Source organism: Klebsiella sp. WOUb02 (assembly GCF_050058015.1).
Classification (GTDB): Bacteria; Pseudomonadota; Gammaproteobacteria; order Enterobacterales; family Enterobacteriaceae; genus Klebsiella.
Window position 1 is genome coordinate 2012175 of the sequence record NZ_CP170110.1, and the last position, 13630, is coordinate 2025804.

Annotated in this window: 7 protein-coding genes and 2 pseudogenes; 6 read left to right on the forward strand and 3 right to left on the reverse strand. The window is 59.6% G+C overall.

Annotated features, from left to right (window positions below):
• The first annotated feature begins 2 nt into the window (after positions 1-2).
• The 3 genes and pseudogenes from ABOC21_RS16665 (at position 3) to ABOC21_RS16675 (ending at position 4845) form a co-directional block, all read left to right on the forward strand.
• A pseudogene (locus ABOC21_RS16665) lies at positions 3-2436 on the forward strand (formate C-acetyltransferase/glycerol dehydratase family glycyl radical enzyme).
• Between the two features lie 185 nt (positions 2437-2621).
• The gene (locus tag ABOC21_RS16670; protein ID WP_426815344.1) at positions 2622-3437 is read left to right on the forward strand and encodes a Cof-type HAD-IIB family hydrolase; all 816 of its coding nucleotides are present in this window, start codon (positions 2622-2624) and stop codon (positions 3435-3437) included.
• A 142-nt stretch (positions 3438-3579) separates the two neighbouring features.
• Positions 3580-4845 carry a DUF1479 domain-containing protein gene (locus ABOC21_RS16675; RefSeq protein ID WP_426815345.1) on the forward strand — a complete coding sequence of 422 codons (1266 nt, stop codon included), beginning with the start codon at positions 3580-3582 and terminating at the stop codon, positions 4843-4845.
• Here ABOC21_RS16675 and ABOC21_RS16680 read toward each other — a convergent pair.
• A complete protein-coding gene (locus ABOC21_RS16680; RefSeq protein ID WP_426815346.1) occupies positions 4842-5915 on the reverse strand; it encodes a LacI family DNA-binding transcriptional regulator in 1074 nt (357 codons plus the stop codon). The genes ABOC21_RS16675 and ABOC21_RS16680 overlap by 4 nt on opposite strands.
• 301 nt (positions 5916-6216) lie before the next feature.
• Between ABOC21_RS16680 and ABOC21_RS16685 the strand changes: the two genes are divergently transcribed.
• Positions 6217-7518, forward strand: a complete 1302-nt coding sequence (locus tag ABOC21_RS16685; RefSeq protein ID WP_426815347.1) for an MFS transporter — start codon at positions 6217-6219, stop codon at positions 7516-7518.
• A gap of 14 nt (positions 7519-7532) precedes the next feature.
• Positions 7533-9899 carry a TIM-barrel domain-containing protein gene (locus ABOC21_RS16690; protein ID WP_426815348.1) on the forward strand — a complete coding sequence of 789 codons (2367 nt, stop codon included), beginning with the start codon at positions 7533-7535 and terminating at the stop codon, positions 9897-9899.
• A 78-nt stretch (positions 9900-9977) separates the two neighbouring features.
• Here the strand turns inward: ABOC21_RS16690 and ABOC21_RS16695 are convergent.
• Positions 9978-11574: pseudogene (locus tag ABOC21_RS16695) on the reverse strand (ABC-F family ATPase).
• 357 nt (positions 11575-11931) lie between these two features.
• Here ABOC21_RS16695 and ldtB point away from each other — a divergent pair.
• Positions 11932-12852 (forward strand): L,D-transpeptidase, encoded by a 921-nt coding sequence (ldtB, locus tag ABOC21_RS16700; protein ID WP_045855429.1) that lies wholly within the window; start codon positions 11932-11934, stop codon positions 12850-12852.
• A 63-nt stretch (positions 12853-12915) separates the two neighbouring features.
• Here the strand turns inward: ldtB and ABOC21_RS16705 are convergent, their stop codons facing one another.
• The gene (locus ABOC21_RS16705) at positions 12916-13629 is read right to left on the reverse strand and encodes a GntR family transcriptional regulator (protein WP_426815349.1); all 714 of its coding nucleotides are present in this window, start codon (positions 13627-13629) and stop codon (positions 12916-12918) included.
• Position 13630: the final 1 nt, after the last annotated feature.

Consider the following 13630-nt stretch of genomic DNA (forward strand, 5'->3'; position numbering starts at 1 on the left):
TGATGACCACTCTGAAACTGGATACGCTAAGCCCCCGCATTCAGGCGCATAAAACCGCGCTGGTACATATCGTTAAGCCGCCGGTGTGCACCGAACGGGCGCGGCACTACACCGCCGCTTATCAGCAGCACCTGGATAAGCCGCTCCCGGTACGCCGCGCGCTGGCGCTGGCCCACCATCTGGCGGAACGCACCATCTGGATCAAACACGACGAACTGATCGTCGGCAACCAGGCCAGCGAAGTGCGCGCGGCGCCAATCTTCCCGGAATACACCGTCAGCTGGATTGAGAAGGAGATCGACGATCTTGCCGATCGTCCCGGCGCCGGTTTCGCGGTCAGCGAAGAGAACAAGCGCATCCTGCATGAGATCTGCCCGTGGTGGCGCGGTCAGACCGTGCAGGATCGCTGCTACGGGATGTTCACCGATGAACAAAAGGCGCTGCTCGCCGCCGGAATTATTAAAGCGGAAGGCAACATGACCTCCGGCGATGCCCACCTCGCGGTGAACTACCCGCTGCTGCTGGAGAAAGGCCTCGACGGCATGCGCGCTAAGGTCGCCGAACGCCGCTCGCGTATTAACCTGACCGTGCTGGAGGATCTGCACGGCGAGCAGTTCCTGAAAGCCATTGATATCGTGCTGGAGGCGGTAAGCAATCACAGCAGGCGCTTTGCCGAACTGGCGCGCAGCATGGCGGCGGAGGAAACCCGCGCCGCCCGCCGCGACGAGCTGCTGACCATCGCCGAAGGATGCGAGATCGTTGCCCACGAGCCGCCGAAAACCTTCTGGCAGGCGTTGCAGCTGTGCTACTTCATTCAGCTGATCCTGCAGATTGAATCCAACGGCCACTCGGTCTCCTTTGGCCGTATGGATCAGTACCTCTATCCTTACTACCGTCGCGACGTCGAGCTCCGGCAGTCGCTGGACCGCGAGCACGCCATCGAGTTGCTGCACAGCCTGCTGGCTGAAGCTGCTGGAAGTGAACAAGATCCGCTCCGGCTCGCACTCCAAAGCCTCCGCGGGCAGCCCGCTGTATCAGAACGTCACCATCGGCGGCCAGAACCTGCGCGACGGCCAGCCGCAGGATGCGGTGAACCCGCTCTCGTACGCGATCCTCGAATCCTGCGGACGCCTGCGCTCGACCCAGCCCAACCTCAGCGTGCGCTACCACGCCGGGATGAGCAACGACTTCCTCGATGCCTGCGTGCAGGTCATCCGCTGCGGCTTCGGCATGCCGGCGTTCAATAACGATGAGATAGTTATTCCAGAGTTTATCAAGCTCGGGATTGAGCCGCAGGACGCCTACGACTACGCGGCTATTGGCTGCATCGAAACCGCCGTGGGCGGCAAATGGGGCTATCGCTGCACCGGGATGAGCTTTATCAACTTCGCCCGCGTGATGCTGGCCGCGCTGGAAGGCGGCCGCGACGCCACCAGCGGCCAGGTGTTTCTGCCGCAGGAGCACGCGCTGTCGCAGGGCAACTTCGCCAGCTTCGAACAGGTGCTGGCCGACTGGGATACCCAGATCCGCTACTACACGCGGAAGTCGATCGAAATTGAGTACGTCGTCGATACCATGCTGGAAGAGAACGTGCACGATATCCTCTGCTCCGCGCTGGTGGATGACTGCATCGAACGGGCGAAAAGCATCAAACAGGGCGGCGCGAAGTATGACTGGGTTTCCGGTCTGCAGGTCGGGATCGCCAACCTCGGCAACAGCCTGGTGGCGGTGAAAAAGCTGGTCTTTGAGCAGGGCGTTGTTGGTCAGCAGCAGCTGGCGAAGGCGCTGGCGGAGGACTTCGCAGGACTGACCCACGAGCAGCTGCGCCAGCGCTTAATCAACGGCGCGCCGAAGTACGGCAACGATGAGGACAGCGTCGACGCCCTGCTGGCCCGCGCCTATCAAACCTATATCGACGAGCTGAAGCATTACCATAATCCGCGCTACGGCCGCGGTCCGATTGGCGGGAACTACTACGCCGGAACCTCGTCGATTTCCGCCAACGTGCCGTTTGGCGCCCAGACGATGGCTACCCCGGACGGACGCAAAGCCCACTCTCCGCTGGCCGAAGGCGCGAGCCCGGCTTCCGGCACCGACCACCTCGGGCCAACCGCGGTGATTAGCTCGGTCGGTAAGCTGCCCACCGGGGCGATTCTCGGCGGCGTGCTGCTGAATCAGAAGCTCAACCCGGCGACGCTGGAGAACGAGTCCGATAAGCAGAAGCTGATGGTGCTGCTGCGCACCTTCTTCGAGGTGCACAAAGGCTGGCATATCCAGTACAACATCGTCTCGCGCGAAACGCTGCTGGAGGCGAAGAAACACCCTGACCAGTATCGTGATTTAGTGGTTCGCGTCGCCGGCTACTCGGCGTTCTTTACCGCCCTGTCGCCGGATGCCCAGGACGATATTATCGCCCGCACCGAGCATACGCTGTAGGCCGCGCCCCGCTTCACACCGCACCCCGGCCGGGACAACGCCTGGCCGGGGTGTTTATCTTGCGGATTTTGCATAGCAGGAAACCTGCCAAAGACGCGGGTAAACTTTCATTCGAAATAAATTTGTGCTTTGGGTCACATTGTAATTAGAATGTTACTGGTCGCAGTTAAGCCAGGAGCACAGGTATGACCGTTAAAGTTATCGTCACCGATATGGACGGAACTTTTCTCAATGACGCCAAGCAGTATGACCGCCCGCGTTTTCTCGCGCAGTTCGCGCAGCTCAGGCAGCAGGGTATTGAATTCGTTGTCGCCAGCGGCAACCAGTACTACCAGCTGATCTCCTTTTTCCCGGAAATTCGCGAGCAGATCTCTTTCGTCGCCGAGAACGGCGCGCTGGTGTACGAGCACGGCCAGCAGCTGTTTCACGGCGAGCTGACCCGCCATGAGTCGCAGGTTGTAATCGGCGAGCTACTCAAAGACCCGCATCTCAACTTCGTCGCCTGCGGCCTTGAAAGCGCCTACGTCAGCGACCACGCGCCCGACAGCTTCGTCACGCTGATGTCAAAGCACTACCATCGTCTGCAGCGCATCGCCAGTTACCATGATATCGACGACACGCTGTTTAAGTTCTCGCTTAACCTGCCGGACAGCGATATCCCGCAGCTTATTGATAAGCTGCATATCTCGCTGGACGGTATTATGAAGCCGGTGACCAGCGGCTTTGGCTTCGTCGATTTAATTATCCCCGGCCTGCATAAAGCTAACGGTATCAGCCGCCTGCTGAAACGCTGGCACATCTCGCCGCAGGAGTGCGTGGCGATTGGCGACAGCGGCAACGACGCCGAAATGCTCAAGCTGGTGAAATACTCTTTCGCCATGGATAACGCCGCCGATAGCATCAAGGCCATCTCCCGCTTTGCCACCGATGACAATAACCACCACGGCGCGCTGAACGTGATTCAGGCCGTTGTGGACCGCGCCGCCCCCTTCAACGAATAGCCTGCCGCCGGGGCCTCTCCCGCCCCGGTTTTTTCCATTTTGTGCACCTCATCCAATTTTTAAACTTGCATTAACTTAAATTTAACCTAAATTAACGTTTGTAATATTTAATACTTTCGAATGAAAGAAAAGTGAGGCCATCATGACGGTTATCCATACCAGCGAAACGCTCCCCGCCGACCACAAAACGGCGATTCGACAAATAAAGCAGGATCTGCGCGCGCAGATTGGCAACGTGCAGGCAGTGTTCGATCGGCTGACGGCGCGGATTAGCGCGCGCCTGGACGAAATTGACGCCATTAAGGCGCGCGGGGAAGAGGTCTGGCCGATTATCCCGTTCAGCGATATTGCGCAGGGCAAAGTGAGCGAGGCCCAGCGCGAGACCATCAGGCGCCGCGGCTGCGCGGTGATCAAAGGTCACTTCTCACGCGAGCGGGCTCTGGCGTGGGATAACTCGATGCTGGAATACCTCGATCTCAACCGCTTCGACGACGTTTACAAAGGCCCCGGCGATACCTTCTTCGGCTCGCTTGACGCCTCGCGTCCGGAGATTTACCCGATTTACTGGTCGCAGGCGCAGATGCAGGCGCGGCAGAGCGACGAGATGGCCGCGGTGCAGTCGTTCCTTAACCGCCTGTGGACCTTCAGCCATGACGGCAGGCAGTGGTTCGACCCTGACGTCAGCGTTATCTATCCTGACCGCATCCGCCTCCGTCCGCCGGGCACCACCTCGAAAGGGCTGGGGGCGCACACCGATTCAGGCGCCCTCGAACGCTGGCTGCTGCCCGCCTATCAGCAGGTGTTCGCCAACGTCTTTAACGGCAATATTGACGCTTACGACCCGTGGGATGCGGCGCACCGGACCGAAGTGGAAGAGTATACCGTCGACAACACCACCAAATGCTCGGTCTTCCGCACCTTCCAGGGCTGGACGGCGCTCTCCGATATGATCCCGGACCAGGGCCTGCTGCACGTGGTGCCGATTCCGGAGGCGATGGCCTACGTTCTGCTGCGTCCGCTGCTCGACGACGTCCCTGACGATGAGCTGTGCGGCGTGGCGCCGGGTAAAGTGCTGCCGATTTCCGAGAAATGGCACCCGCTGCTGATCAAAGCCCTGAGCGCGATCCCAGCCATCAGCGCCGGCGATTCGGTGTGGTGGCACTGCGACGTGATCCACTCGGTGGCGCCGGTCGAAAACCAGCAGGGCTGGGGCAACGTGATGTATATCCCCGCCGCTCCGCTGTGCGAGAAGAATCTCGCCTATGCGCACAAGGTTAAAATCGCGCTGGAGAAAGGCGCATCGCCGGGCGATTTCCCGCGCGAAGACTACGAAGCCGACTGGCAGGCGCGCTTTACCCTCGACGATCTCAACGTTCACGGCAAACGCGCGCTGGGCATCGAGGTTTAATCGTCGTACAGCCCCTGTTGCTCAACGGCGGTGCGGCGGCTACCGGGTCGTATCCGCCGTACCGAATCCCGAACCGCCAGCGTCCCGTTTAGCAGCAGCGAGCCGCCCGGAGCCTGCGGGCGGATCAGCCGCTGCTGCAGGAGCTGCACCGCCTCCGTGCCGAGCTCGTCGCGCGGGACGTGAACGGCGGTAAGCGGCACATCCTGGATAGCGGCGAGGTTAAATCCGTCGATGCTCATGACCGAGATATCCTGAGGAACCCGCAGGCCGCGCTTTTGCAGGGCGTTAACGGTTCCCACCGCCATATAATCCCCGCCGACCAGGAAGGCCGTCGGCAGCGGCTTCCCGACCTGAGCGTCGAGCCACTCCCCTACCAGCTCTTCCGTCTCCCTGGCGCTAAAGTTGGCCACGCTAATCAGATCCCGACCGTCGGCGAAGCGGAGGTTGCGGGCGCCCCAGGCCTCCTTGATGCCCACCAGCCGCAGTTCCATGGTGTAGCGGCGCAGGCACATCACGTTCATGACCGCCCGATGCCCCATGTCGAACAGGTAGCGCGCGGCAAACTGGCCGATCAGCCGGTGATCCGGGGCGATCGACGACAGGCGCATGCCCTCATCCCGGCAGTTGATCAGCACGCAGGGTTTGGCGAAATCGGCGGCCAAATCGTGAATATGCGGATCGTCAATGCCCAGCAGAATGGCCGCCTCGGTCTCCGCCTCATTCATGCGCGCCAAAAACAGGTTGGCATCGCTGTCGTTCTCTTCCAGCGCGCAGGTGCGCAGGCGGACCTCATGCGGAGCCAGCGCATTATTAATGCTCTGAATAACGCGGTAGTAATAGATATCTGAGCGCTCATCAAACGCCCGGGAAGGGGCGAAAACCACCAGGCTGTTCAGCAGCATGCGTCCGGCGGCGAGCCCCGCCATCACCCCCATTTCGCGGGCGCACTGCAGGACCCGCTGGCGCGCCTTTTCGCTGGTGTTCGCTTTGCCCGCCAGCACCCGGGAAACGGTACTCGCCGACATCCCCGTACGGGCCGCGATTTCGGCAATTCTCAGCTTTTTATCCATTTTGTGATCCAGCTCCATCTTGCAAATGAAAGAATTTTCATGGCACTAAAAAGCAGCTTATCAAGCCAGATTCGCTACCTGTCGTGAGCGTTTCCTCATCTCATGAAAAAACTTGCATAAATAAGGCTACTGGCCGCTCATTTTCTATCTTAACCTGAATTGGTCCGATAGCTTCCATACTAGCTATACGGAAAAGAAGATAAATAAAACAATAACATTCATAGCGTTAATAAAACAGGTATGACAACTCAGGGACTGAGCATCGGTCATTTCCCCCTACAAAATTCTTGTGGAGAGTTCTATGAGCCAAGGCCTCAACAACGATATGGCGGTCAGTAAATCGCGCCGCGTAGTCAAAAACCTGCGCTGGTGGATGCTGACCCTGTTCTTACTCGGCGTCACCGTTAACTACATTACCCGCAACTCCTTAGGCATTATCGCCCCCGAGCTGAAGGCCACGCTGGGCATCACCACCGAGCAGTATTCGTGGATCGTCGGCGCTTTTCAGCTGGCCTATACCCTCTTCCAGCCTCTCTGCGGCTGGCTGATTGACGTGATTGGCCTGAAGCTCGGCTTTATGATCTGCGCCACCCTGTGGGCCGTGGCCTGTATCGCCCACGCCGGCGCCGGCAACTGGCTGCATCTGGCGATCCTGCGTTTTTTCATGGGCGGGGCAGAAGCCGCCGCCACCCCGGCCAACGCCAAAACCATCGGCGAATGGTTTCCAAAATCTGAGCGCCCGATAGCCGCCGGCTGGGCCGGCGTCGGTTTCTCCGTCGGCGCGATGCTGGCACCGCCGATCATCTATTTTGCCCACGCCTCTTTCGGCTGGCAGGGCGCGTTTATGTTCACCGGGGTGCTGGCGCTGCTGTGGGTGATCCTGTGGTGGGCGTTTTACAACAATCCGCAAAAGCACCCGAATCTGAGTAAGAGCGAGCTGGAGTTCATCCGTCAGGACAACGAGCCGCCGGCGGTGAAGCTGCCGTTCTTTACCGCGCTGAAAACCGTATCGAAAAATAAGCGCTTCTACGGTATCGCGATCCCGGCCTTTATGGCGGAGCCCGCCTGGGCGGTCCTGAGCTTTTGGGTGCCGCTGTACCTCGCCAAAGAGCACGGCATGGATCTCAAGCAAATTGCCATGTTCGCCTGGCTGCCGTTCCTCGCCGCCGATCTCGGCAGCGTGGTCAGCGGCTATCTGACGAAGCTGTACACCCGCTGGTTCGGCTGTTCGCGGGTGAATTCGGTGGTCGCCAGCTCGCTGACCGGCGCCTTCCTGATGGTTTCGCTGGCCCTCGTCGCCATTACCCGCGACCCCTACGTCACCATCGTTCTGATCTCCATCGGCGGCTTCGGCCACCAGATTATCTCCTGCATGCTCAGCGCGCTGGTGGTGGAGTCGTTCGATAAGGGCCAGATGGCGACCGTCAACGGCATGCGCGGCTCCGCCGCCTGGATCGCCAGCTTCCTGTTCTCCTTATTAATCGGGGTGACCGCCGACAAAATTGGCTTCAACCCGCTATTTGTCGCCATGGGCTTCTTTGACCTGATTGGCGCGGTTTTCCTCGTCGCTTTTATTGCTGAACGTCGCGCCAGGCGCGCCTGAGAGTGGATGTAAAAATGAAAACGTTGAAACACTGGAAATTGCAACAGCAGTTGGCCCACCACGTCGAGCTGGCGGTAGACGGGCAGCACACCCTGTGCCTGTACGTACTGGAAGAGAACCTGTTCCGCGTCCTGCTTAAGCGCAGAGGGGAGCTGGCGCTGGACCGCACCTGGAGCATCGCTCCGCAGCAGGACGTTCCCTGGGAGGGACGCAGCCGCGACGACGTCAGCGGCTTTACCCTTCCCGCCTGGAGCCTGGAGCAGCAGCAGGAGACCCTGACCGTCGCCACCGAACGGCTGCGCGTCACCGTCCACCGGCCGCTGTGGCTGGAGTGGAGCTACCGAGACGATGGCGGAGAGTGGCAGCCGCTGGTCAACGACCGTCCGACCAGCGCCTATCTGCTGAACGCGCACGGCGACGGCGTCGCGCACTACCAGAGCCGGCGCAAAGATGAACGCTTCTACGGTCTTGGCGAGAAGGCGGGCAACCTGCAGCGCAACGGCAAACGCTACGAGATGCGCAACCTGGATGCGATGGGCTATAACGCCGTCAGCACCGATCCGCTGTATAAGCATATCCCCTTCACCATCGCCCAGCGCGGCGATATTAGCTACGGCCTGTTCTACGATAACCTCAGCAGCTGCTGGCTGGATCTGGGCAACGAAATAGACAACTACCACACCGCCTATCGCCGCTGGCAGGCCGAGGCGGGCGATATTGATTACTACATGTTTACCGGCAAACGCGTGCTGGACGTCACCAAAGCCTTCGTCCGCCTGACCGGAAAAACGCTGTTCGGGCCGAAGTGGAGCCTGGGCTACAGCGGCTCGACGATGCATTACACCGATGCGCCGGATGCGCAAAACCAGCTGATGAACTTTATCCGCCTGTGCGATGAGCATGCCATTCCATGCGACTCGTTCCAGCTCTCCTCCGGCTATACCTCGATCGGCGGTAAGCGCTACGTCTTTAACTGGAATTACGCCAAGGTCCCGCAGCCGAAGGTGATGAGCCAGCGCTTCCACGACGCGGGCATCAGGCTGGCGGCCAATATTAAGCCCTGCCTGCTGCAGGATCATCCGCGCTATAGCGAGGTGGCGGAACGCGGCCTGTTTATTCAGGATTCCGAAAGCGAGGCCCCGGAGCGCTCCAGCTTCTGGGATGATGAAGGGTCGCACCTCGACTTCACCAACCCGCAAACCGTCGTCTGGTGGCAGGAAGGAGTCACAGCTCAGCTGCTGGAGATGGGGATCGATTCGACGTGGAACGATAATAACGAATTTGAAGTCTGGGACGGCGAGGCTCGTTGTCACGGTTTTGGCCAGGAGATTGCCATCAAGCATATCCGTCCGGTGATGCCGCTGCTGATGATGCGCGCGTCGCTTGAGGCCCAGCAGCGCTTCGCCCCGGAGAAACGCCCGTACCTGATCTCGCGCTCCGGCTGCGCCGGGATGCAGCGCTACGTGCAAACCTGGAGCGGCGATAACCGCACCAGCTGGGATACCCTGCGCTACAACACCCGCATGGGGCTGGGGATGAGCCTCTCCGGTCTCTATAACGTCGGTCACGACGTCGGCGGCTTCTCCGGCGATAAGCCGGATGCCGAGCTGTTCGTGCGCTGGGTGCAGAATGGCGTGATGCACCCGCGCTTCACCATCCACTCCTGGAACGACGATCGCACGGTCAACGAGGCATGGATGTATCCGGCGGTCCTGCCGGCGATTCGCGGCGCGATTGAGCTGCGCTATCGCCTGCTGCCCTACCTCTACACCCTGCTGTGGCAGGCGCACGCCGACGATGAGCCGATGCTGCGCCCGACCTTCCTCGATCACCAGCACGATCCGCAGACCTTCGAGGAGTGCGATGACTTCCTGCTCGGCCGCGATCTCCTCGTCGCCAGCGTCGTCGAGCCCGGCCAGCGCCGACGCCCGGTATGGCTGCCGGAAAATGAGTCCGGCTGGTACGACTTTTATAGCGGAGAGTGGTTCGCCGGCGGCCAGTGGGTCACGCTCGATGCGCCGCTGGAGAAACTGCCGCTGATGGTGCGCGCCGGGGCGGGACTGCCGCTCAGCGAGAGGATCGTCCACGTCGACGCCAAAAAAGACGCCAGCCGCGAGCTGAAGCTGTTCCCGCTGAAGGGCGCAGGCTCGACGAGCGGCCTGCTGTTTGAAGACGACGGCGAGAGCTGGGGCTATCGGGACGGTGACGCGCTGTGGCTGGGATGGGAAATGACCTGCAGCGCCAGCACTATCAGCCTGCAGGTGAACGCCCGCGGCCGCTACCGCCCGGCGTGGAAGGCGCTGAAGATAACGCTCCCCGCCGGTGAAAAGCGCCGGCTGTTGGTCAACGGTCAGGACGTCGGCGAGTGGCTGCCGGACTAAAGGCAATAAAAAACCCCGGTCGCGCGAGGCTGACCGGGGCTTCTGCTTGACTCCCCGCGAGTCCGGGGCAGCTGACGGTTAGCCGTCGATGCCTTTGCTGCGCAGATAGTCTTCGTAATTGCCGCTAAAGTCGACGACGCGCTCCGGCGTAATTTCAATCACCCGGGTGGCCAGCGAGTCTGACGAACTCGCGGTCGTGGGAGACGAAAATCAGGGTGCCCTGGTACATCTCCAGCGCCATGTTCAGCGATTCGATAGATTCCATATCCAGGTGGTTGGTCGGTTCGTCCATTACCAGAATGTTAGGTTTCTGCATCATCAGCTTGCCGAACAGCATGCGGCCCTTTTCGCCACCGGACAGCACTTTTGCCGGCTTTTTGATATCGTCCTGACTGAACAGCAGACGGCCGAGGAAGCTGCGCACAACCTGCTCATCGTCGCCTTCCTGCTTCCACTGGCTCATCCAGTCGAAAACGCTCAGATCGTTATCGAAGTCTTCGGCGTGATCCTGCGCGTAGTAGCCAATCTGCGCATTCTCAGACCATTTAACGGTACCGTTATCCGGCGTCAGTTCGCCAACCAGGGTTTTCAGCATGGTGGTTTTACCCACGCCGTTGGCACCCAGAATGGCAATCTTCTCGCCCACTTCCAGCAGCAGATTGAATTTTTTAAACAGCGGGCCGTTATCAAAGCCTTTCGCCAGCTCTTCGACGGCCAACGCGTTACGGAACAGTTTCTTGTCCTGCTCGAAGCGGATGAACGGGTTCTGGCGGCTGGAGGCCTTCACTTCATCGAGCTTGATTTTGTCGATCTGACGCGCGCGTGAGGTCGCCTGACGGGATTTAGAGGCGTTGGCGCTAAAGCGGCTGACGAAGGACTGCAGATCGGCAATCTGCGCCTTTTTCTTGGCGTTATCCGCCAGCAGACGCTCGCGGGCCTGGGTCGCCGCGGTCATATATTCGTCGTAGTTGCCGGCATAAACGCGCAGCTCGCCGTAGTCGAGATCCGCCATGTGGGTACAGACCATGTTGAGGAAATGACGGTCGTGCGAAATGATGATCATGGTGCTATCGCGTTCGTTGAGCGTCTGCTCCAGCCAGCGAATGGTATCGATGTCGAGGTTGTTCGTCGGTTCATCGAGCAGCAGGATATCCGGGTTAGAGAACAGCGCCTGGGCTAACAGTACGCGCAGCTTCCAGCCGGGAGCGACTTCGCTCATCGGGCCATAGTGCTGTTCAACCGGAATGCCGACGCCGAGCAGCAGTTCGCCGGCGCGGGCTTCGGCGGAGTAGCCGTCCATCTCGCCGTAGGTGACTTCCAGATCCGCCACCTTATAGCCGTCCTCTTCGCTCATTTCCGCCAGAGAATAGATGCGATCGCGCTCCTGCTTCACTTCCCACAGCTCGCCGTGGCCCATGATGACCGTATCCAGCACGGTGAACTCTTCGAACGCGAACTGATCCTGACGCAGCTTACCGATGCGCTCGTTCGGATCGATGGACACGTTGCCCAGCGTAGGCTCCAGATCGTTGCCGAGGATCTTCATAAAGGTAGATTTACCGCTACCGTTGGCGCCAATCAGGCCGTAACGGTTGCCGCCGCCAAATTTGACGGAGATGTTTTCGAACAGCGGCTTGCTGCCAAACTGCATGGTGACGTTGCTGGATACTAGCACGGGGTTATCCTGAAAAAAGAGAATGAGAAGTGTGATACATCGGACATTATGCCAGCAAAACCATCTCTTTTCACGGCCTGCGGTGAATTCCCTTGCCGCCGGCGCCGCGAATGGCGCCTTTTAACCGTCCTGCCCGCCTGCGCAGCGGACCGGCGGCCCCAGGCATCCCGTGCGATCGTCCCTGCGGGAGAGCAATTTTGTCAGCCAACGAACTACACTTGAAACAACCGGCAAAAAAGTGTGATTTCGTACACATCTCATTTCCCTGTTGGCGGGAATGCACATATAATGCGCTCCCATCTACTCCCTGAAAAATCTAACAAAGGCCTGTGTGGCTTTAACATCGCACACGACATGATGAATATGAAATTATCGACACTCCTTGCGGCAGCCTTCGCCATCGTGGGCTTTTGCAATACCGCCTCCGCGGTAACCTATCCCCTGCCGACTGACGGTAGCCGACTGATTGGCCAGAACCAGGTTGTTACGGTTCCGGACGACAACAAGCAGCCGCTGGAATATTTCGCCGCCAAATATCAGATGGGTCTGTCCAACATGCTGGAAGCGAACCCCGGCGTGGATACCTATCTGCCGAAAGGCGGCACCGTGCTGAATATCCCGCAGCAGCTGATTCTGCCGGACACCGTGCATGAAGGTATCGTCATCAACAGCGCGGAAATGCGTCTTTACTACTACCCGAAAGGCACCAACACCGTGATCGTGCTGCCGATTGGTATCGGCCAGCTCGGCAAAGATACGCCGATCAACTGGGTGACCAAGGTTGAGCGCAAGAAAGCCGGCCCGACCTGGACGCCGACGGCGAAAATGCACGCCGAATATATCGCAGCCGGTAACCCGCTGCCGGCCGTGGTGCCGGCCGGTCCTGACAACCCGATGGGCCTGTACGCGCTCTATATTGGTCGTCTGTACGCGATCCACGGCACCAACGCCAACTTCGGTATCGGCCTGCGCGTCAGCCACGGCTGCGTCCGTCTGCGCAACGACGATATCAAATTCCTGTTTGAGAATGTGCCGGTCGGCACCCGCGTCGAATTTATCGATGAGCCGGTGAAAGCCACCAGCGAGCCGGACGGCAGCCGCTATGTTGAAGTCCACAACCCGCTGTCGACCACCGAAGCCCAGTTCCAGGGCGGCGAGATCGTTCCGATTACGCTGAACAAATCCGTACAGGCCGTTACCGGCCAGTCCGACGTCGATCAGAGCGTGGTTGAGCAGGCGGTGCAGAACCGTTCCGGTATGCCGGTTCGTCTGAACTGATCCTGAGCGCCATGCACAAAAAAGGGCGAGGTGAAAACCTCGCCCTTTTCTTTTCGCCTGACGTCAGCCGTTGTTAACGATAACGATGCCGCCGTGATCGTAGCGGTAGTGACAGTGGGCATACTCCAGCGGCGTACCGTCCTCCAGGTAGATAACCTGCTCAACTTCCAGCACAGGATCGCCGGCTTCGCACACCAGGTGCTGCTGCTCAAGCTCGCCGGGCTTAATGGCGCGCACCACGCGGTACGATCCCATAATCTTCAGCCCGAGCGTTTCGACATACTGAAATACGGAGCTTTCGAGGTGGCTTTTATTCAGGCCAGGGACCAGACTCACCGGCATCACCGTGGCGTCCAGCGACATCGGCTCGTCGTTGAGCAGCCGCAGGCGCACGAAGTCATAAACCGGCGAATCGGCATTAATCAGCAGCGAAGTCTGCTCCTTCTCGCTGGGAAAGCGCAGCTCGAAGCGCACCACCTTGCTGCTGACCGCCCCCAGATGGGCCCAGGTTTTGGTAGCGCCAAAATAGTCGCTTCCCGGAAGGTCCCACTGCGAAAGCTGGAGAAAGTTTTTACGTACGAAGGTGCCCTGCCCCTTGCGGGTATAAATCAACCCTTCAACGATCAGCTGGCGCATCGCCTGCTGGATGGTCATCCGGCTGGTGTTAAACTCCGCCGCCAGCGCAAACTGATCGGGTAATGGCATGCTGGCGGGATACTGCTGGCTGATAATCCGCTTTTTAATTTCCCGCGCGATCAAGAGATACTTCGCCGCCATC